This window comes from Pseudomonas sp. TH31 (assembly GCF_016650815.1).
Taxonomy (GTDB): Bacteria; Pseudomonadota; Gammaproteobacteria; order Pseudomonadales; family Pseudomonadaceae; genus Aquipseudomonas.
The window spans coordinates 153,835-175,439 of sequence record NZ_JAEKEZ010000001.1 but is presented as its reverse complement, the minus strand read 5'-3'; the positions used below and the strand labels follow the sequence as shown (position 1 = coordinate 175,439).

Sequence of the window (21,605 nt, the reverse complement as noted above, 5' to 3'; positions counted from 1 at the left end):
CCTGAAGATGCTCAAGCGTTTTCTACAGGACAAATAGAAAAGGAAAGGCTCGGGCCAGGGCCGCCTCTGGTAACCGCCCTGCCCCCGGTTGACGCAAGGAGATGTTCAGTCGCGCCCGCCGGCAATCAATCGATAAACCAACGCCCCCGCTACCGCCCCGAGAATCGGCGCAAGCCAGAACAGCCAGAGCTGTGACATCGCCCAGTCGCCCACATAGAATGCGACCGCCGTACTGCGCGCGGGGTTGACCGAGGTATTGGTCACCGGAATGCTGATCAAGTGAATCAGGGTTAGCGCAAGCCCAATGGTCAGCGGTGCAAATCCAGCAGCGGCGCGTACCGACGTAGCTCCCAAGATGATCAACACGAACACTCCCGTCAACACGACCTCACAGATAAAGGCCGCCCACAACGAATAGCCCCCCGGCGAGTGTTCTCCATAACCATTGGCAGCAAAGCCCGCACTTACATCAAAACCGGCCTTGCCGCTAGCGATCAGAAAAAGTACACCACCGGCAACAAGCCCACCCAATACTTGCGCAAGAATGTAAGGCAACAGTTGGCGCGAGGGCAGCCGCCCACCGACCCAAACACCGATGGAAACTGCCGGATTGAGGTGGGCGCCGGAAATGGGCCCTATGGCATAGGCCATGGTCAACACACTCAAGCCAAACGCCAGGGATACACCGAGATAGCCGATGCCCACTGCCGGCACGCCGGCCGCGAGCACGGCACTGCCGCAGCCCCCCAGCACCAGCCAAAACGTACCGAGAAACTCTGCCCCGTATTGCTTCATTCACAACCCCTCACGACCCTGAGGTCGCAGGATAAAATTCACATTAGAGAAAGGCTGACGCGACGAGCGCCAGGAGTTGAATGACACCTCCGTGTGTCTATGTCTTATCGATCGCAAGGCGCCGATCCTGAGCCTCTTGCGACTACGGCCAGAACCAGGGTTCCTCCGTCTGCGCGTCCTGCGGTGGTATTGCCCCCGTCATCCCTGAACTCAACGGTCGGCAAACTAACAGCCGGTTGTGCCGGTCGGGGACAATTGCGATATTTGTTCAGAATTGCTTGAGGATTCGCCAGAGCGTCTGAAGAGCGACTTCAAAGACCTCGCGCAGAAACAACGTTTCTGTCGGCAAGCACGTCTTTGGCACTGCGCCCCAGCCCATAAATCGCAAGGGCCGCCAGACTGGCGGGTAACACAAGCGCTGAGAATACTTCGGCGAAGGTCCAGCCCCAACTGAGCATCTGCGCGCCGGCAAAAGCGCTGAGGATCGCTCCTATGCGTCCAATACCGCTCATCCAACTGGCACCGGTGGCGCGGGCTTCGGTGGGGTAGAAGTTGGCAGCCAGAGCATTCATGCCGACGCTTGCGCCGTTGAGACAGAACCCCACCATCCAGGCGATCAGGCACAGCAGGAAGAAGTGCTCCGTGGCTTGGCCGATGGTGTAGATCACCCCGCCGCTCAACACGAACACGGTCATCAGCACACGGTATTTGTTCCAGCGATCCATCCCCCAGCCGATACACAGCGCGCCTACCGGCCCACCAATCTGGAACATAGCCGTGACAATGGCCGCGTCCGCAACGCTGTAACCACCCCCTCCTTCACCAGGGTCGGTAGCCAGCCGCTGAACAGGTAGACCAGGAACAACGCCAGCATATAACCGCTCCACAACATCAGGGTGCCAAAACGGTAGGAGCGCGACATCACGATTTGCGCCCCTGAAACCTGGGTCAGCGATTTGAGAGGCAAGCAGAAGGTCGAATTCGCGTCACTGAGACCTGGTGCAAGTTTTTCCATAATGGCGTGGATACGTGCGCTCGACGCCTGCTTGGCGATCAGAAAGGTCACCGACTCCGGCAGTTTAAAATACAACAACGGCGCTACCATCAGCGGCAAGGCTCCGCCCAGAATCAGCACGCTTTTCCAGCCAAAGGCAGGAATCATCCAGGCTGAAAGAAAACCGCCACCAGCGGCGCCCGCGGAAAACCCGCAAAAGGCCACGGTGATAATGAACGAACGATTACGCTGCGGCGCGTACTCCGAAACCAGGGTACTGGCATTCGGCATTGCCGCACCCAGGCCCAGTCCGGTCATGAAACGCAGTATCACCATGGCGCTGATATCCGGGGAAAAGGCCGTTGCCAGCGTCCACAGACCGAATATAAATACGCTGCTCACCAGCACAATCTTGCGCCCATAACGGTCGGCGAGCGGCCCGGCGACCAGAGCGCCGACAGCCAGGCCAATCAGTGCCGCACTCAAAACCGGGCCCAATTGCTGATGGCTCAGGCCCCAGTCAATTTTCAACTGCGGAGCGATAAAGCCCATGATGGCCACATCGAAGCCATCAAGACCGATGATCAGGAAACCGAGGAACACCACCCACTTCTGAAAGCTGCCGATGGCACGGCTGTTGATCAGCGCGTGAATGTCTATAGGTTGGGTTGTCAGCATGAAAATCACCTCTGTGTTGTAGGGGCGCCCAATCACTGCTCCCGCTTTTTTATTGGGTGAAACGAAGGTGGCCGCGGTTCGCTCAAATATTTTCGAGACTGTTGAACCGCACCGGACGGATAATCCGGGTTTCCTGGGCAACGATCAGATGTGCCGAGGCCTGCAGATAGATCGAGAACCGCGGATCGGTATCACGCGCCAGGCTGCGCCTTTCGAAATCATCAAGACTGTCGTACCCCCACAAGTGCACCACCTGGTTCAGCGGACCGATGCTGCTGGTGTAAAACCCCAGCGGTGGCCCCAAATGCTCAATCAGGATGGGCATCGCCAAGCGATCAAAGACCTCGACGAACTCGGCCATGCAGCGTGGCCGGATGGTGTAAATGCGGTGATCGACAACAGGTTTGAGATTCATCAGGCAATATCCTTGCGAGCGCTGTCGGTTTGCTTTTCAGCAGCCACCTGAGCCAAGTGCAGGCCCGTCAGATAACCGAAGGTCATGATGGGCCCGAGCGTGATCCCGGCGGCGGGATAGTTGCCGCCCATGATGCTCGCCCGATCATTGCCCACCGCGTATAGCCCATCAATCGCACACCCTTGGTCATTGAGCACCTCGCCGCGCACGCTGGTCTTGATGCCATCGAAGGTCCCCAAGTCGCCCATGATCACCTTGAGGGCGTAGTAAGGTCCGTCGCCAATCGGTGCCACACACGGATTCGGCAGGTTCTGCGGATCGGCGAGGTAACGGTTGAAAGTGGTGGTGCCACGGCCGAACTGCCGATCCACACCCTGCCCCGCAGTACGGTTGTAGTCACGTACCGTCTGCTCCAGACCGGCAGCATTGAGACCGGCGTTGTGCGCCAGGTCGGCCAGGGATTTACCGCTTTGCAGGTAACCGTTGCGCAACAATTGACCAAGTGGCATAGGGGCCGGTTTGGCATAACCGAGACCATACTTGGCCATGGTCCGACGGTCGCAGACCAGCCACATGGCGGTTTCGGCCTGATCGGCACAGGCCTCGATCATGGCGGCGCCAACATCATGGTAAGAGTTGGATTCGTTGGTAAAACGTTGCCCATTGCGGGTCACACCAATCACCCCGGGTTTGTAGCGATCAAGTAAATGCGGGAAGGCTGTAAATCCTCCATTGCCCATCGGCACTTTCGACACAGGCATCCAGGCGGCTGCCGCCTTGAGCTTGATTTCCACTGTGCCGCCCAGGGCTTCAGCCATTCGGGCGCCGTCGCCCGTGTTGGTCTGCGGCACCGGCGAGAAATGCTCACCGCCGCGGCGTACGTGGGGATAGGCTTGCTTCAACCGTTGCTGATCATGGGAGAAGCCGCCGCTGGCCAGCACTACACCGTAGCGTGCTTCAAACTGCACCACGCCGTCTTCTGTTCGGGCGACAACCCCATTGACTCGCCCCCCGCTTTTGAGCAGTTGCTGGGCACTGGTTTGAGTAAGAATCGGAATCCCCAGGTCCAGCGCCGACTTCGCCAGCCGAGCTGCCAAGGCATTGCCGCTCGTAACCTGAATACCGCGCCGGTACAGCAGCAGTTCCTTGGCATGGGTCACCAGACGCTTTGCAACATAGAGGAACGAGGTCAGAGATTTGGTGGCATTGAAGAAATGTTTCAGGTCGGCATTCGACGAATTGAACATCATGCCGATAAAAGTGATGGTTTTGAGCGGCGGCCGCAGGCGCGCCATATCGGCACCCAGTTGGCGGATATCAAAAGGCCTGGCGAGGATCGAGCGGCCGATATCAACGCCTCCGGCGACCTGCGGATGATAGTCCGGGTACAGGGTCGGAATGAACTGAACCTCGGTTTCGCGCTGAAAAAAGTCGATCATTTGCGGCGCGTTATCGAGAAAAGCGTCGACGGCCTCTGCATCGTAGAAATCACCCGTTTCGTTCTTCATGTAGGTCAGTGCGGCTTCCCGGCTGTCCTTGATGCCGTTGGCCCTGGCCAACCCGTTGCCGGGAATCCACAACACACCGCCGGAAAACGCGGTAGTGCCGCCGAAGTACGCGTCCTTTTCGATCACAATGACTTCCAGCCCTTGCTTGCGGGCGGTAATAGCGGTCGCCAGGCCGCCGGCACCGGCGCCGATCACCAGTACATCGCACCGGCGGATCACATCACTTGTTGTCGTCATAGTCAGTCTCACTCGATAGAAGCCAGCCGCACGGAAGCCGTCGTCGACATTGATTGAGCGACGGGCACGGGCATGCTGGGATAGTCGGGATTCGGCCGCTGGCGGCCGAACGGATGTCAGGCCTGATGGCGGGTCACAGGTGACTCAAAACCGGGACGAGGAATCAACGCCATCAACATGCTTTCCAGACCACCATCGACGGTCAACTCCGCAGCGTTGACATAACTTGCCCGCGAGCTGGCAAGGAACAGCACAGCATCGGCGATGTCCGCCGGCTCGCCGATCCGTTGGTTAGCCGTCATCGCCTTGCGCTGCTGCTCGACCTTGGGGTCTTCGTAGAAAGCTGCCGACAAGGGCGTGCGGATCAGTCCCGGGCAGATGGCATTGCTGCGTATGCCCCGTGGGCCCCACTCTGCAGCGATCTGTCGGGAGAGCATCGCAACTCCGGCCTTGGCCGCACTGTAGGCACCGCTGAAGGTTTGCGGGTAATGCGCAGCAATCGAGGCGATATGTACAATGCTGCCGCTTTGCCGGGCCAGCATCATCCGTCCGAACGCCTGGGCACATAAAAGATAACCGGTAAGGTTGACCGACAGCACCTGATTCCAGTTTTCCAGGGACAGCCCTTCGAGCGCTCCGGCCTGCAGCACACTGGCGTTGTTGATCAGTACATCGCAGCGCCCATGAAGCGCCTGTACCTGCTCGGCTGCCTGCTGCACGCTGAGGGGATTGGCGATATCGCAGTACAACACCGAGACATCCGCTTCACTTTTTTGCGCCAGTTCAAGGGCTAATTCGCGGCATTTCTGCTCGTCGCGATCCAGCAACACCACATGGGCATTCTGACGTACCAGCGCGGCGGCAATCGCCGCACCGATACCGCCCGCGGCGCCTGTGATCACGCAGACCATAGAGTCGAGGTTTAGCCAGTTTTTCTGCAGATCATTATTGTTCATTGTTATCTCCAGCACGCACTTCTAGACAGTTCACCCAACTGCACTCGAGGCAATGGGCGATGTTCAGGATAGAAGCGCGCAGCGGCTCACAAGAATGGACAAACCCGGCAACCGTCGAGACTTTTACGACAAAGTCGTCAACCACAAGTACGCAAAAACCGCCGAGCGGCGATTCGGGTCATGGCGATCAGCCGACGACCTCGAGCACGCTCAGGCACTCGCTTGCTGCCCGCACAAAAGCAAACGCCCCGAACTAGTCGAGGCGTTAGCTTGAAGCACCTTCAGCGTTTTTTCACACCGCCTGAATCAGCGCTCTATTTCTTCAGCCTGTAAGCCACGATGGAGTCTCCCGGCTGAGTCAACATCAGGTTGTGCCCCCCAGCCGCCATGACCACAAACTGATCACCACTTTGCGGTGAGATATAAGTCATGGGGGTTGCCTGGCCGCCTGCGGGCAAACGGCCCCTCCACAATACGTTGCCGGTACGCAGGTCCATTGCTCGTAGCGACAGTTCCTGACCACCAGAGATGAACACCAGACCGCCTCGGGTGGTCAAGGAACCGCCAAGGTTTGGAGTACCCATAGGAATAGGAAGATGCGTTTTTATCCCGAACAGACCGCTGTCGCGTGTGGTGTCCAAGCGCTTGCTCCACACCACTTTCCTGGTGTTGAGGTCGACCGCCGTGACAAGGCCATAAGGCGGATTAAGGCATGGCGCACCGAGTATCGACATGAAGGGGCTGATATCGGCCGCATAAGGTGTGCCAGCTTGAGGTACGCCACCTGCCACATCTGCCCCAGCGCCAATGTCAGGTTTGAGGCCCAAGGCGTCGGCTTCTGCTCGGGGAATCAGGCGGTTGTACATGGCTACACGCGACCAATTGACGATCATCAGCTTACGTTCGGGATCAACCGACACGCTGCCCCAGTTTACCCCGCCCAATGAGCCAGGCATGGTGATGTAGTGGTCGGTACCAGGGTTGGTCATGGGACCGTTGAAGCGCGCCTCTTTGAATTTTATACGGCACATCATCTCGTCAAACGGGGTAACGCCCCACATGCTGTTCTCGTTAAACGGAAACTGGTAGCCGTCGAAGGCCGGCATGCCAACCGAGTACGGCTGGGTCGCCGCCAAGTGTTCTTCGGGCACCGCATTTTCCTGTGGCGCGGGCAGTTCCTTCACTTCGGACAAAGGCTTGCCTGTACGTCGATCCAGAACAAAGACCTGGCCGCGCTTGGTTGGTTGCAGCAACGCGGGTACTTTTTGACCGTTTATTTCCAGATCGATTAGCGTCGGTTGCGAGCCCACATCGTAGTCCCAGACATCATGGTGGGTCGTCTGAAACAGCCAGCGCTTGTTACCGGTTTCGATGTCCAGTGCAACCACGGAGCTGGCATAAGCGTCAGACTCTTGGCTGCGCTGCGCTGCGAAATAGTCCGGGCCGGCGTTACCGGTAGGCAGGTAAACCAGACCCAGTTGCTCGTCGCCGCTGCTTGGGCCCCAGGAGTTCGGCGTACCACGCACGTAGCTTTGGCCTTCGGCCGGTTCTGCACGATCGTTCGGGTTACCCGGATCATAGGCCCATGAAAACTTGCCACTGAGCGCGTCATAGGCACGAATCACTCCGCCGGGTTCGCCGACGAATTGTCCATCAGTGATCCAGCCACCGACGACCAGTTTGCCGCGCAACACCAACGGTGCCGAGCTTACGAATGCATAACCGGGAATGACGTCACCCAGGCCCCGCTTGAGATCAATCTCACCTTTGTTGCCGAAGTCCTGGCAGGACTCTCCAGTCATGGCGTCCACCGCAACCAGTCGTGCGTCGACGGTAGGCGAATAGATCCGTGTAGCACAAGCCGTCGGGCTGGAGCGCCCACCAGCGCCTGGTACTTCGTAATACGCAACACCGCGACAGGCCACCGAGCCGGAGATACCGGTGAGGTTGCTGCTGGTATTGTGCCTCCAGCGGACTTTTCCGGTTTCGGCATCCAAGGCCACAATGTCACTGCGTGGGGTGCACAAGTACAGGGTGTCGCCAACCTTCAGCGGCGTCACTTCCAAACGACGCTTCTTGCCCTTGTCAGGTGGAGGATAGTCACCAGTGCGATAGGTCCAGGCCTCTTCAAGGTTCTTTACGTTGCCCGTATTGATCTGATCAAGTGGAGAGAAACGCGTACCGGATTCGTCCTTGCCATAGGCTTTCCAATCCTTGCCATCGAGGTCCATTTTTTCCGCTGGCGGTAAGGACTCAGTGGCGGCGGTTTCAAACTTGTCGCCTTGCACAAAACCGGTGACGATCACTACCAGCAACAGACCAAACAGGCCGGCTACAGCGGCCCGGCCAAGGACGAGAGAACGTGGCCCTGCGACCATCGAGCGGCGAAACCAGGGTGTCAGCAGCCATAGGCCCAATACGAAGGAAAACGCCAGACGACCAAGCAGCCCCCAAAAATCAATGCCGCCAATCGCCAACGCCCAGACCAGAGTCCACAACAGCGTGGCGACATAGAGCCAGGCCCCCCAAGCGTTACCTCGCCACATTAATACTGCGGCCACAGCCAAGCAGGCACCGGTAATCAGATAATAATAAGACCCCCCCAGTGACAGTAGCTTTATGCCGCCGAGCGCCAGGATGACGCCTGAAATTAAAATAATAAGCAGGAAAATACGATTCGCATATTTTCCGAGGCTATGTGAGGTATCCATCGAGTCCACCTGTTCACGAATGTGCTAAAGCCATGATTGAACCCTCCACCATCGGTTTAGTGACGGCAGTCGTTCATTCACGAATATTTTTAAAGCCAACAAATAGTTTACGAAACAGTAATAAATGATTCGCGAATGGCCGAAACACTCTACAGAGCCACCGCGCTCAAAACTGCAAGTAAACAGATCAGACAACCCGCTTATTATTGAAGCATTGTCACAATTGTCAAACGCATGAGGACGCATTCACAATAACGAAATAGGGTAACTGATGAATAAGCGATTGTCGTCAAAGTCACTGGTCGAGCTAGTACGCCAGCTATGACGGGCGGTTGAGTTCTTCCAGACAACGTTCAGATTTTTAAAACTTCCAGATTGCACGGTATAACTGATAAAAAGTTCGCGTTCGGACTCCGTACCATTGCCGATGCCACTATCTCTAACCCTGACATTGTCGCCCCGGATATAACGGTTTGAGACAGTAAGGCCTGGCACTCCCATTTGAGCGAAGTCCAGATCGTAACGAAGTTGCCAGGAGCGTTCGTCTTCACGGTCGAAGCTGGAGTTGAGGTTATCATTGGCCAAACTCCCGCCGCCGCTGGTCCCATCGGTTGCGCCGACGCGCATCCAGGAACTGTTGCCTCCCACCTTTTGCAAGCCAACGTAAAATGTATGCATGCCGTACTTGGCAGAGAACAAACCGGTGATTGTTTTGTTGTCCAGATCACCAGCACGCGCACTTCCGTCATCTTTGCCGAAGAACACCCCCACATTACTGCCCAGCACCCAGTCGCCAAGCGGTTGGGTATGAGTCAGGTTGATGAACTGCTGCTGGTAGATATCCTTGAGCTGCGCATTCCAGAGGCCAATCATCGTGCGGTTCTGGTTAAAGTGGTACTCGCCCCCCACATAGTTGAATCGATCTGATATCGCGCCTCCGTAAGTGAGGTTGCTGTCCATATCGATGGAGTTACGTAGGCTGGTGGCACGAATCTGACCGGCATATAACGTCAGGTTTTCAATTTCCTGCGAAGTGAGCGTGGCGCCCTCATAGGTCTGCAGTTTAGCGCGGCCGGGGTCAGAGCGTAGGATCGGTAAATTCATTACCGTGTCGCCAACCTTGAGGACCGTCTTCGAATACTTGATCTTAACGGCGGGATCGATACGACTGACATCGTCGGGAGAGCCCGGCGGCAGCAGTTGCGTGCCACTGGTGCCCGGGCTACCGTCTAGTTTGATACCCAGTTGGCCGATCATATCCACTCCAAAGCCGAGCGGCCCTGACGTATAGCCTGAACGAACATCCAGGGTGAAAAATTGAACCCATTCCACCGCTTGTCCCTGGGCAACGTTATTGCCCAGGAAATTACGATTCTGGTAAAAGTTCTTAAGCGTCAGATCGATCTTGGTGTCGTCGGAAAACCCTTCAGCGCCTGCAGCTGAGGATTGCAACGACAATAACGTACCGAGCATTAAAGTGATACACCCGGCTAATTTCTCACCCATGAGATTTAAGGTCATTCAATAGGTCTCTATAAACTTAAGGCCAGGCCAAATGGCACTTAAAACGTTAAATACTCAACCATCATCGGCAAGGGCGAGTTAGCACTGGTCAGTATCGATCTCGACAAGCACAACTTTGATTGCTGGAGTCCCCCCTATACAGCAGGGAGCCAATGCCCCGTTAAATTGATACATCAGAGGCAATGGCCGACACTCAGGATAAAAGTGCGGCCCCTCTCACAAAATGGACAAAACCAACAATCATAGAAACTTTTACGACAAATCAAACGTGCATTGCCTAACGCACGAATTCTTCGTTAAGGTAGAAACACGTGCTCCCGTAGAACATAAAAATAATGAACAAAATCCCCTACTACGCCCTGTACGGTGAATTGGCGCCGCCGATCTGGCATGAATCGTTGCATGTCGAATCGATCTCCCTACGCTCCGGCGCCTACAACTGGGAAATCGCCGCCCATCGACACGATGGGTTATTGCAGATGCTGTACCTGCAAAGCGGTGGAGGTGAAGTGCTGCTGGATAACCAACGGGTCCAGGTCAAGGCCCCATGTCTGCTGTTCATCCCTGAGCAGATCGTCCATGGCTTCGCCTGGCACGGACGGGTCGACGGGCATGTGATCACAGCCGTCCAGCACCCGCTGGAAAGCATCGTCCAAGTGCTCTCCCCCGGCCTGTTACCGCAGATCCAGAAGCCCTGCATCGTCGCCCTGCCGCATTGGGAGCCCGCCGATGACCCGCTGGAGCCGCTGTATCGGGCGTTGTACGAGGAATATCATAGCCGTGGCAGGGAACACGTCGCGTGCAGCATGTCATTGCTGCTCGCGCTGGTGATCCAGATGCTGCGCCTGGGCGAGTACAAGGACGGTTTGCCTGTGCACCACCATGATCGGCGCAGCCAGCAGATCATTGCTTTTCGCGAACTGGTGAATCGACATTTTCGCGAACACCTGTCGCTCAATGACTACGCCAATCGCCTGGGTATCACCGTTGTCACTCTAGGGCGACTGTGCCATGAGCAGTTGGGCACGACGCCCATGACCCTGATAAACGCCCGGTTGATCCTCGAGGCCAAGCGCGAGCTAGCCCATTCACACCAGAGTGTTAAGCAAATAGCCCACGGCATGGGCTTTTCTGATGTCGGTTATTTCAGCCGTTTTTTTCGCAAACACTCCCAGCACAGTCCCAGTGAATTTCGTCTGGAGGCCCGGGCCTCGGGCCGCTGAACGCTCAAAGAGTCATGATTGGCCGTAGCAGCGCCTGCCCCTCGTACAGCGTTGATAGATAACGCTCGCGCATCTCGTCGAGGGTCATGCGCGAGGCATGCGTGGTGAGGGTCAACGTTGCCTGCAACTGACCTTCCCGATCACTCAGCGGCACGCTCAATACCCGCATGCCCACTTCATATTCCTGATCCACCAGGACATAGCCGCGCTCGTTCGCCAAGGCAATTTCGGCACAGATCTGCGCTTGATCGGTCACGGTGTAAGGGGTTATGGCGCGTGGCGTATTGCGAGTGAAATACGCCTCAAGCTCCTGCGCCGAAAGGCTCGCCAGCCAAAGCCGGCCGCTGCCAGTGCAATACATCGGCACTCGTGAGCCAGGGCGGATCGACATCGAGGTGATATGGCTGTAACGGCTACGCACGATATGGACGATATCGTCACCGTCGCGAACACCCACCGATACATGCTCCTGGGTGGTTCGCGCCACTTGCTCGACGATCGGCCGCAACATGCGCGGTAATACCGCCGAATCGACATAAGCCTGGCCGATGCGCAACGTCTTGGCGGTTAACCAGTAGTAACGACCATCGGTCTGTGCAAAGTCGTCATGCACCAGGGTGAGTAAAAAGCGTCTGGCGGCGCTCTGAGTCATATCAGCCAGCCTGGCAGCGTCGGGCACGCTCAAGCGTGGATGCTCCTGGGAGAAAAGCTGCAACAACGCCAGCCCCTTCTGGAGGCCGACAATCAAATCCCGTGAGTGGATGTTTGGCTGCTTCATCGACTTGGATACTTTGTTGGAGTTAGGCAGCGATTATCGCACTGTGAATGCGATTATCAATAAATTCGCCATTCCGATTGATTGTCCGTTTCGCCCCCCGCTTGCAGTATCGGCCCACAACACAGCCAATAAGCGGGAATTCCACATGATTCAAGGTTCGACTGAACTGGTCGCCATCGTCGGCTCACCCATTGCCCAGGTGAAGTCTCCGGAAAACTTCAACCGCTGGTTCGCCGACCACCAGCAGAACATCGCCATGCTCGCCATCGACCTGCAGCAGAGCGCGCTGGATGATTTCGTCCAAACCCTGCGCGGTTGGCAAAACCTGCGCGGCTGCGTGGTGACCGTCCCTTACAAACAACTGCTCGCCAGCCGCCTGGACGTGCTCAGTGAACGCTCGATCGCACTGTGCTCGGTCAATGTGATCCGCCGTGAGGCCGACGGTCGGCTGGTGGGCGATATCGTTGACGGCGATGGCTTTCTCAATGCCGCGCGCAAGCACAATTTTGCCCCTCAACACAAACAGGCTCTGGTGATCGGTACGGGCGGCGTCGGTAGCGCGATTGCCTATTCGCTGTGCCAGGCCGGGGTCAGCCACTTGGTCATTAGCGACCTCAGCCAAGAGCGCGTCGAGGCCTTCGGTGATCTTTTGCGCCGCGACTTTCCCAAGATTGTCATCGGTGCAAACCCGACCTCACTGGAGCCGTTCGACCTGGTAGTCAACGCATCGCCGGTTGGTATGGGCGCCACGGTTAATGGGCCGATGCCGTTACCAGTAGCCCTGATGGAAACCCTTCAAACCACAACGCTGGTGGCTGATGTGGTGACCTCGCCGGCAATTACACCGTTTCTCGCCTTCGCCCGCCGCATGGGCTGCCCGATCCAGGCCGGTCCGGAAATGGCCTTGGCACAACTGGGCAACCTCGGTCATTTCATGGGCGTGACACCGCTGGAGATCTGAACCTCCAGCGCTGTCCTTAACAGGTGATAGACAATGAACACGACGACGTCCCTGTCTTCGGCGAACGCCAGCTTGACCTATGATGTGATTGTTCTGGGCAGCGGTGCCGCCGGTTTTGCCACGGCGGTAACCGCCAGTTGTCGCGGTCTTAAGGTTTTGCTCGTGGAAAAGACCGAAGCCTTCGGTGGCACTTCGGCGATTTCCGGTGGTGCCGTCTGGCTTCACGACACCGACCAGGCCCGCGCGGCCGGGCACCATCTGCCCGCCGAGCAGATGCGTCTCTACCTCAAGGAGGTTATTGGTACCGGCTACAACCTTGAGTTGATCGAGACCTTTATCGAGCAGGGCCGTGAAGCTCTGCGTTATCTGGAAACCCACAGCGAACTCAAATACAGCTTACGGCCGCTGTCGCCCGACTATTACCCGGACCTTCCCGGCGGTACGCAGGCCGGCCGCGCGCTGGAAATCGACGAGTATGACGGGCGCCGACTGGGTGAGCATTTCAAAGACCTGAAAAGACCTCCGGACGGGATGCTGCTGTTCGGCGGCATGATGGTCAATCGGGTCGATATCCAGCATTTCCTCAGTTTCAAGCGCTCGCCAAAATCCCTCTGGCACTGCCTGAAACTGATGGGACGTTATGCCGTCGACCGCCTCAGCCATCCGCGCGGCACACGTCTGACCGTCGGAAACGCCTTGATCGCCCGTCTGGCCACCACAGCCTTGGCCAATGGCGTCGAACTGTGGCTACAAGCGGTGCCCGAATCATTGATCGTCAAACAGGGAACGGTTAAGGGTGTCCAGATTAGCGTGGCGCGGCCAAACCCGATCGGTTTTCGCCAGAGGGGGCGTGGTGCTGGCCATGGGTGGTTTTGCCGCCAGCCCAAAGGCCGCCGAGCAGCGCCCGGCAACTGATTCGGAACACTGGACCCTGTCGCCACCTGGCAATGTGGGCGACGGACAGCGGCTGGCCGCCTCCGTCAAAGCGGCTATCGGTGAACACCTTGCAGCGAATTTTTTCTGGGCCCCGGTCTCGGTACTACGCAAGTCCGATGGCAGCCTGGAGCGCTTCCCTCATCTGGTCACTGATCGCGCCAAGCCCGGCGTGATCGCGGTCAACCGCGCCGGCCTGCGTTTCGTCAATGAGTCCAACTCCTATCACTGTTTCGTCGAAGGCATGTTCGCCAACGGCGGCGCAAATGCGCCCTGCTGGCTGATCTGTGATGCCGATGCTCTGAACAACTACGGCATGGGTCTGGCGCGACCGCGGCCGGTCGACAACAGCGCGTTGATCGACGCCGGTTACCTGCTGCGTGCCGACAGCCTGGCCGGGTTAGCCAGCGCTGTCGGTATTGATGCGCGCGCCCTGGAAGAGACTCTGTCGCAGTACAACGCCGATGCGGAGCAAGGCGTCGACAGACAATTCGGCAAGGGCAGCACAGCCTACAACCGCTATATGGGTGACCCGTTACACCATCCCAACCCGTGCATCAAACCACTGCGTAAGGCGCCCTATTACGCGATCCGGTTGTTTACCGGAGATCTCGGCTCCGCCCGCGGGCTAGTCACCAATGGCCAGGCCAACGTGTTGGATCAGGGCGGCACTCCAATCCCCGGCCTTTACGCCGCTGGCAATGAAATGAATTCGATCATGAACGGCACCTACCCTGGCCCCGGAATTACCCTCGGCCCAGGCATCACCTTCGGCTACCTCGCAGCAAGCGATATCGCCAGCCACCTCGAAAACACCGCTGTACACCCATCCCGCACTGGAGAAAACCATGTACTACGAACTGCGCACCTACACCCTTAAACCGACCAGACTCGCCGATTGGCTGGCTCTTTACAAAAGTGCCGCTCTGGCCGTGCAGGAAGAGCATCTGGGCAATCTGGTTGGCTTCTTCACAACCGAATTCGGCGAAGCCAATCAGGTGGTGCATATCTGGGGCTATACCAGTCTCGACGACCGTATTACCCGTCGCAACGCCATGGCTGCCGACCCACGCTGGCAGGCATTCGCACGGCAGAACAAGGAACTGGACGCGGTGGTAACCCTGGAATCTCGACTGCTGCGTCCGACCGATTTTTCGCCATTGAAGTAGCCCCGCAGCAGCGTTGAGCCGCTTCTGACAAGGAGCGGCCAGCCATCGCTAATAAAAATAATAATGGAGGTCGCCATGAGCACCTTGCAATCGATCAATGTTGACCAGTTGATCAACGCCCGCCCTATGAGTCGCCTTCAGTGGCGGATTGTCGTGTTGTGTTTCCTGGTGATTGCGCTGGACGGTTTCGACGCCGCAATCATGGGTTTCATCGCCCCCGAACTGGCCCGTGAATGGGCGGTCAGCAAGCTGGACCTGGGACCCGTGATGAGTGCGGCTTTGATTGGCGTGGCCATCGGCGCGTTGATTGCCGGACCGTTGGCCGACCGCCTGGGACGCAAGCCTGTGCTGATTTGCGCTGTGGCGTTCTTCGGTGCGCTAACCCTCGCCTCGGCCTTCGCCCCGAACCTGGAATGGATGGAAGTCCTGCGGCTGTTGGCCGGTCTTGGTCTGGGCGCGGCCATGCCGAATGCAGGTACTCTGGTCAGCGAATACACCCCGCTCCATCGACGCTCGATGCTGATCACCTTGGTCCTCAGTGGCTTCACCTTCGGCGCGGCTGCGGGCGGTTTTACCTCGGCCTATGTGATCCCCCTTTTTGGCTGGCAGAGCGTAATGCTCATAGGTGGTTTATTGCCGCTGCTGGCGTTGCCATTGTTGATCGCCGGCTTGCCGGAGTCCCTGCGCTGGCTAGTCACCCGACGTCCGGTGCAGAGCCAACAAGGCAGTGCACGGATCATGCAGCGTTTGGCACCAGAACTCGCAAACGACCAGACACGGTTCACAATCGACGAGGTCGAACGCCCTCGCGCCAGCCCGGTGGGGCGAATTCTGTCCAAGGGTTTCTTCACCGGGACGCTGCTGCTTTGGCTGACCTATTTCATGGGGTTGTTCCTGGTCTACCTGCTCGGTAGCTGGTTGCCGACATTGATCAAAGACAATGGCCTGAGTGTCAGTGATGCTGCGCTGATCACTGCTTTGTTCCAGTTTGGCGGAACCTTCGGCTCGCTGTTTCTCGGCTGGTTCATTGATCGCCGCAACCCGCACCACACACTGGCGCTAACTTACTTGTTGGGTGGCCTGGCGATTTTCCTGATCGGCACCGCTAACCACGGTTTCGCATTGTTCGCGGTACTCGCCGCTGCGGCGGGCTTCTGCATGAATGGTGGTAACGCCTGCATGTATGCGCTGTCGGCCAACTTCTATCCCACGCCGGCGCGCGCCACCGGTGTCAGCTGGATGCGAGGCATCGGCGGGCTGGGATCAATCGCTAGCGGCTTCGCCGGCGCTCACATGCTCGGTGCTGGCTGGTCATTCGATACGGTCTTCGCGGCTCTGGCAGTTCCGGCCCTGATTGCTGGCATCGCGGTATTCATCAAAGGCAGCCTGACACAACCCGCCGGCCTGGCCCAACCTCATTCCTCTTTGCGGTAACCCTCTATGCACAACAGCGACCCAATACTCTGTGATGTTCTGATCGTCGGTTCTGGAGCGTCGGGGCTGGCAGCGGCGGTCACCGCCGCCGAACTCGGCCTGGACGTCATTGTGGTTGAAAAGGAGCCGCAACTGGGTGGTACCAGTGCCTGGTCGGGAGGCTGGTTATGGGTTCCGCGCAACCCACTGGCCATCGCCGACGGAATAGTTGAAGGCATCGAGCAGTCCCGGATCTACCTACGCAATGAACTGCACTGCGACGTGCTTGATCCGCGAGTGGAGAAGTATCTGGAGCAAGGTCCGAAGATGGTCGAGTTCTTTCAGCGTCATACCGAGGTACAGTTTTTCTCCGGCAGCAAGATGCCGGACTTTCACGCCAGCGAAGGCTACTCCAAAGGTGGCCGCTCGGTCTGCGCCCTACCGTTCGACGGCCGTCGACTAGGACCCTGGATCAACAAACTTCGGCGCCCGCTCGACGTCATCAGCCTCGCCGGCATGGGCATCGCCGGCGGCGCTGACCTCAATCATTTCCTCAATGCCAGCAGGTCTGCGAACTCACTGTTCTACGCCGGCAAGCGTCTGTTGCGCCATGCCCATGACCTGATCAGGCATGGCCGAGGCATGCACCTGGTGAACGGCAACGCACTGGTCGCCCGTTTGCTGAAAAGCGCGCTGGATCGCAACGTCCGTCTGCTGACGGATGCGCCGGTGAGAGCGCTGCTGAACAGGGATGATCGCGTGGTCGGGGCACGCATCGAACGGGCGGGGCAACTGGTCGAAATTCGTGCGCGGTGTGGTGTCGTGCTCGCCTGTGGCGGTTTCCCACACGACCAACAGCGCATTGCCAGCCTGTTTGCCCATGCACCCAATGGCACCGAGCACTTGAGCGCCGCACCCAAGGGCAATACTGGCGACGGCCTGCGCCTGGGCGAAAGCGTCGGGGCAGGTGTTGTATCCGACCTGCCGCACGCCGCGGCCTGGGCGCCGGTGTCCCGGGTGCCGCGAGCAGACGGTGGTTTCAGCGGCTTCCCGCATCTGATGGATCGGGCCAAGCCGGGCTTCCTCGCCGTGCGCCAGGATGGTCAGCGCTTCGTCAATGAAGCCAACTCCTATCACGATTACATGTGTGCACTGTTCAATGTCACCAGGCCGGAAGAAACGCCGGTGTCCTGGCTGATCTGCGACCATCGTGCCCAGCGACGCTATGGTCTGGGCTGGTCCAAGCCATTTCCTTTTCCGACGGCATCCTACGTACGCCAAGGCTACCTGCTCAAGGATCCGACCTTGATCGGACTGGCGCGCCAATGCGGGATTGATGCGAAGCAACTCCAAGTCACAGTCAGCGCATTCAATCAGGGCGCCGAGGAAGGTCACGATCAACTCTTCGATCGCGGCGAGTCGTTGTACAACAAAGCTCAAGGAGACGTGCTGCACAACCCCAACCCTTCATTGGGCAGCCTGCGCCAAGGGCCGTTCTACGCCGTGAAGCTGGTGCCCGGCAGTCTGGGGACTTTCGCCGGTTTGAACACGGATGCCTGTGCTCGGGTATTGGATAAACATGATGCGCCGATCCCCGGCTTATTCGCCGTGGGCAATGATATGAACAGCATCATGAACGGTTACTACCCAAGCGGCGGCATCACCCTCGGCCCGGGCATGACGTTTGGCTACATTGCCGGAAGAATACTTGCCGGATGTTCAGAGTAGGCAGAAGGAGGCAGCCGCTATAGGTTCTGATCCGACTGATTGCTTTACGCACAGCAGTACAGGATTACTGCGCCGGCAACGCGGGACTTATAGGCGTTTAACGCTGACAGGCCAAGATCGCCTCAGCTGCCTCCACGAATCCAGCCCCTCCAGGCCCGGTGCTAATCCAGGCCGGCGCTTTCGGTAATTGATGCAGGCACTCCTGAATGGTACTGACACCCAAGGTATGCCGAAAAAAATTAAACATTGGGCCGTCATTGAGCGAGTCACCACTGTAGAAAACCTTGTCCAACATTTGCTCGGTGCCAAGTCCGTAGATCCGGTGCAGGACGCGTCGCGCCATGGTCAGTTTGTCGTAGGCCCCAAACCAGCCCAACGCCCATAGGTTATTAAACGTATGCTCGGCACCGGCGGCACTCAGGGCATCGCCCAACGCTTGGCGATGGGCATCCTCGCCGGGTAGTTCAAATGCCACACTTGTCTGTCGAAAATCCTGGTCTTCCGCCAGGCGGGCCCAAGGCAATCGGTCCAGGACAAACTCTATGAGCTGCTTTCTTTTTTGATGTGCGAGGGTGGCCTGATCGCCGTCATGCCAATAGTCCCGCACGAGTTTATGGGAGTCCGTGCCGCGTCTGAAAAACAGTCCACCGTTCTCCCCAATAACACCATCCACTGGCCACATCCGAGCCATTTGATCACACCATCCGGAAGGTGCGGCAGTCACAGGTATCACCTTAATGCCGCTTGCCTGGAGACGCTCCAACGCCTCATAGGTAGCGGCTGCCAAACGCCCACGGTGAGTCAGCGTCTCATCCATATCAGTCAAAACGAATCGTATAGAGGCAAATGTGTCTGGTGCGTGATCGGTCAGTGGACGCATAGGATTTTCATACCGTTTGGAGAAAAGCCGCAGAATACCGAACCCAATTCGGTGACGGCCAGTTCTGATGTTTTCTGTCGGTGGAACGCCAGTAAGCTTTACTTGGTGAATTGGCTTTCAACGCAGGCAACATCAGCCCAATTGAGCCTGGATCTGTTTCACTACACCCTGCATCGCCGGCAGATAACGGCGCGCCGCTTCCTCAATGGGCATCGCCTTGGCGATGTACACCAGGTTCAGGCAGCCCATGACCCGTTCCTCGTGCATGACCGGGATCGCAATGGCGGCAATCTTGCGTTCCAGGCCCCAGTGCGAGTTGTTTTCGCCATACCCTTTGGCCAAGGTGTGCTCCACCAGCCGATCGACAAAACGACGATCCGCCGCCAGCACCGACTGTTCATCTTCACGGCTGATCATCAACTCAATCAGTTCTTCTCGCTCAGCGGGCGAGCAGTACGCAAAGTACGCGCGCCCCGTCGCGGTCATCAGCAACGGCAGACGCCGGCCAACCATGGAGCGGTGAAACGACAGGCGGCTGAAGCGATGGGTCGTCTCGCGAATCACCATGGCATCGCCGTCCAGTGTGCACAGGTCGGTGGGCCAGACGACTTTCTGCAGCAACTCACCGAGCAAGGGTGCGGCGATTGAGGAGATCCATTGCTCATCGCGAAAACCTTCACTGAGTTCGCGTACCTTCAACGTCAGTCGATAGCTGTCATCTGACTCACTGCGCCGCACATAACCTTCTGCCTGCAAGGTCTCCAGCAACCGTCGGACCGTGGTGCGATGCAGTCCGATCTGCTCGGCCAGTTGCACCGTGCTGGCCCCGCCATCGAAGCGGTTCAAGCTATTGATCAGAGCCAGACCGCGCATCAGCCCACGTACGGACTTGTATTCTGTGTCACTCATGGATGGCTCCATTATTGTTATAAATCAACGATGTGCACCTAGTGCACACTATCAAGGGTTGTCGTTGTCGACCAGCCCTGCGATTTCCATACTGCGCCCAACAAGAAATCCAAAAGCGCTGTACGGAGATACCCATGAGTTCTGCCCCCACGCCTTCCACATTGGAACTGACCACCGACGTCGCGATCGTCGGCGCCGGTCCTGTTGGCTTGATGATCGCCAATTACCTGGGCCAATGTGGTGTGAATGTCACCATAGTGGAAAAGCTCGACAGCCTGATCGATTACCCCCGCGCTATCGGTCTGGACGACGAAAGCCTGCGTACGTTCCAGGCCGTCGGTCTGGCCGACAACGTGCTGCCGCACACTACCCCCTGGCACGCCATGCGCTTCCTGACGCCCAAGGGTCGCTGCTTTGCCGACATACAGCCCAGGACCGATGAGTTCGGCTGGTCGCGGCGCAATGCTTTCATCCAGCCCTTGGCCGACCGTGTCCTGTTCGAAGGCTTGCAGCGTTTTGCCAACGTCAAGGTGCTGTTCAGCCGTGAGCTCGACAGCTTTGAACAAAGCGACAGCGCTGTGGTGCTCAACCTCAAGGATCAGAACGGCCGCAGCGAACGCCTGCATGCCCGGTATCTGATTGGTTGCGATGGCGGCAATAGCCTGGTTCGGCGCAGCCTGGACATCAGCTTCGAAGGCAAAACCGCGCCAAATCAGTGGATCGTAGTCGACATTGCCAACGACCCGTTGAGCACGCCGCATGTTTATCTGTGCTGCGACCCGGTACGCCCTTACGTTTCCGCCGCCCTGCCCCATGGCGTGCGCCGTTTTGAGTTCATGGTGATGCCCGGTGAGACCGAAGCCGAGCTGAGCAAACCGGAGAACATGCGCAAACTTCTCGGCAAGGTGCTGCCGAACCCGGACAACATCGAATTGATCCGCAGCCGCGTCTATACCCACAACGCCCGCCTGGCCGGGCGGTTCCGTGAGGGCCGGGTGCTGCTGGCCGGTGACGCCGCGCACATCATGCCAGTATGGCAAGGCCAGGGTTACAACAGCGGTATGCGCGATGCCTCCAACCTTGCCTGGAAACTGTCACTGGTGATCAAGGGCCTGGCCGCCGACAGCCTGCTCGACAGCTATGAACAGGAACGCCGTGACCACGCCAAGGCGATGATTGACCTTTCCGTGCTCGCCGGCCACGTGTTGGCACCGCCCAAGCGCTGGCAAGGCAACCTGCGCGATGGCGTATCGTGGCTGCTTAACTATGTGCCACCGGTCAAACGCTACTTCGTGGAAATGCGCTTCAAACCGATGCCGCAATACACCCAGGGTGCCTTGATCGTACCCAGCGAAAAACGCTCCCCCGTGGGCAAGATGTTCATTCAGCCTCGGGTGCTGACCGAAGCCGGCGATACGGTATTGCTGGATGAAGTGATCGGCGAGCACTTCGCGATCATCGCCTGGGGCTGCGACCCGACCTGGGGCCTGACGGCTGCACAGAAAGAACAATGGCAAGCACTGGGCACACGCTTTATCCAAGTGTTGCCAGACGTCCAGCTCAAAGCCGTCAGTGACGTTAGCCAGGGTGTGATTCGCATCGGCGACAGCACCGGCCGTCTCAAGGAATGGTTCGCCCGAGGTTCGGCGTCCATCGCCCTGGTGCGCCCGGACCGCTTCCTTGCCGGGCTGGCCATTCCGCAAACCGTCGGCCAGACCTGCGATCAACTGGCCCTGGCCCTCAAGGCATTGCCGCCACCTGCCGCGGCGATCATTGCCAGCAAGGTGGCCTGA

General features: G+C 58.1%; 15 protein-coding genes and 2 pseudogenes. 7 read left to right on the top strand and 10 right to left on the bottom strand.

Annotated elements, in window-relative coordinates; all coding sequences use genetic code 11:
• Nucleotides 1-105: 105 nt before the first annotated feature.
• The 7 genes and pseudogenes from aqpZ to JFV26_RS00785 all read right to left on the bottom strand — a co-directional run bounded on the left by aqpZ (nucleotide 106) and on the right by JFV26_RS00785 (nucleotide 9,815).
• Nucleotides 106-795, bottom strand: coding sequence for an aquaporin Z (gene aqpZ, locus JFV26_RS00815; RefSeq protein WP_201188863.1), 690 nt, complete (start codon nucleotides 793-795; stop codon nucleotides 106-108).
• Nucleotides 796-1,106: 311 nt separating this feature from the next.
• Nucleotides 1,107-2,467: pseudogene (locus JFV26_RS00810) on the bottom strand (MFS transporter).
• An 82-nt stretch (nucleotides 2,468-2,549) separates the two neighbouring features.
• Nucleotides 2,550-2,882, bottom strand: a complete 333-nt coding sequence (locus JFV26_RS00805; protein ID WP_201188861.1) for an NIPSNAP family protein — start codon at nucleotides 2,880-2,882, stop codon at nucleotides 2,550-2,552.
• Nucleotides 2,882-4,627, bottom strand: coding sequence for an FAD-dependent oxidoreductase (locus JFV26_RS00800; protein WP_201188856.1), 1,746 nt, complete (start codon nucleotides 4,625-4,627; stop codon nucleotides 2,882-2,884). Before JFV26_RS00800 ends, JFV26_RS00805 begins: the two co-directional genes overlap by 1 nt.
• A 116-nt stretch (nucleotides 4,628-4,743) precedes the next feature.
• Nucleotides 4,744-5,583 (bottom strand): SDR family NAD(P)-dependent oxidoreductase, encoded by an 840-nt coding sequence (locus JFV26_RS00795; protein ID WP_201188854.1) that lies wholly within the window; start codon nucleotides 5,581-5,583, stop codon nucleotides 4,744-4,746.
• A 314-nt stretch (nucleotides 5,584-5,897) separates the two neighbouring features.
• Entirely contained in the window at nucleotides 5,898-8,294 is a 2,397-nt protein-coding gene (locus JFV26_RS00790) for a membrane-bound PQQ-dependent dehydrogenase, glucose/quinate/shikimate family (protein WP_201188852.1), read from the bottom strand.
• 246 nt (nucleotides 8,295-8,540) lie between these two features.
• Nucleotides 8,541-9,815 carry an OprD family porin gene (locus tag JFV26_RS00785; RefSeq protein WP_242487704.1) on the bottom strand — a complete coding sequence of 425 codons (1,275 nt, stop codon included), beginning with the start codon at nucleotides 9,813-9,815 and terminating at the stop codon, nucleotides 8,541-8,543.
• A gap of 338 nt (nucleotides 9,816-10,153) precedes the next feature.
• Here JFV26_RS00785 and JFV26_RS00780 point away from each other — a divergent pair, with 338 nt between their 5' ends.
• Entirely contained in the window at nucleotides 10,154-11,041 is an 888-nt protein-coding gene (locus JFV26_RS00780) for a helix-turn-helix domain-containing protein (RefSeq protein ID WP_201188850.1), read from the top strand.
• A gap of 4 nt (nucleotides 11,042-11,045) precedes the next feature.
• Here JFV26_RS00780 and JFV26_RS00775 read toward each other — a convergent pair whose 3' ends face one another.
• Nucleotides 11,046-11,819, bottom strand: coding sequence for an IclR family transcriptional regulator domain-containing protein (locus JFV26_RS00775; protein ID WP_201188848.1), 774 nt, complete (start codon nucleotides 11,817-11,819; stop codon nucleotides 11,046-11,048).
• 145 nt (nucleotides 11,820-11,964) lie between these two features.
• On the opposite strand from JFV26_RS00775, the gene JFV26_RS00770 reads away from it, so the two are divergent.
• From JFV26_RS00770 to JFV26_RS00750, 5 genes and pseudogenes are all read left to right on the top strand, one after another.
• Entirely contained in the window at nucleotides 11,965-12,780 is an 816-nt protein-coding gene (locus tag JFV26_RS00770; protein WP_201189009.1) for a shikimate dehydrogenase family protein, read from the top strand.
• Between the two features lie 33 nt (nucleotides 12,781-12,813).
• Nucleotides 12,814-14,593: pseudogene (locus JFV26_RS00765) on the top strand (FAD-dependent oxidoreductase).
• Nucleotides 14,562-14,882, top strand: a complete 321-nt coding sequence (locus tag JFV26_RS00760; protein ID WP_201188847.1) for an NIPSNAP family protein — start codon at nucleotides 14,562-14,564, stop codon at nucleotides 14,880-14,882. The pseudogene JFV26_RS00765 and the gene JFV26_RS00760 overlap by 32 nt, the downstream one beginning before the upstream one ends.
• Before the next feature lie 75 nt (nucleotides 14,883-14,957).
• Entirely contained in the window at nucleotides 14,958-16,316 is a 1,359-nt protein-coding gene (locus JFV26_RS00755; RefSeq protein ID WP_201188845.1) for an MFS transporter, read from the top strand.
• Nucleotides 16,317-16,322: 6 nt separating this feature from the next.
• On the top strand, nucleotides 16,323-18,023 hold the full coding sequence (locus JFV26_RS00750) for an FAD-dependent oxidoreductase (protein WP_201188843.1): 1,701 nt from the start codon (nucleotides 16,323-16,325) through the stop codon (nucleotides 18,021-18,023).
• Between the two features lie 97 nt (nucleotides 18,024-18,120).
• Here JFV26_RS00750 and JFV26_RS00745 read toward each other — a convergent pair whose 3' ends face one another.
• The gene (locus tag JFV26_RS00745; RefSeq protein WP_201188841.1) at nucleotides 18,121-18,903 is read right to left on the bottom strand and encodes an HAD-IIB family hydrolase; all 783 of its coding nucleotides are present in this window, start codon (nucleotides 18,901-18,903) and stop codon (nucleotides 18,121-18,123) included.
• Nucleotides 18,904-19,035: 132 nt separating this feature from the next.
• A complete protein-coding gene (locus JFV26_RS00740) occupies nucleotides 19,036-19,812 on the bottom strand; it encodes a DNA-binding transcriptional regulator (protein WP_201188839.1) in 777 nt (258 codons plus the stop codon).
• 134 nt (nucleotides 19,813-19,946) lie between these two features.
• Between JFV26_RS00740 and JFV26_RS00735 the strand changes: the two genes are divergently transcribed.
• A complete protein-coding gene (locus tag JFV26_RS00735) occupies nucleotides 19,947-21,605 on the top strand; it encodes a bifunctional 3-(3-hydroxy-phenyl)propionate/3-hydroxycinnamic acid hydroxylase (RefSeq protein ID WP_201188837.1) in 1,659 nt (552 codons plus the stop codon).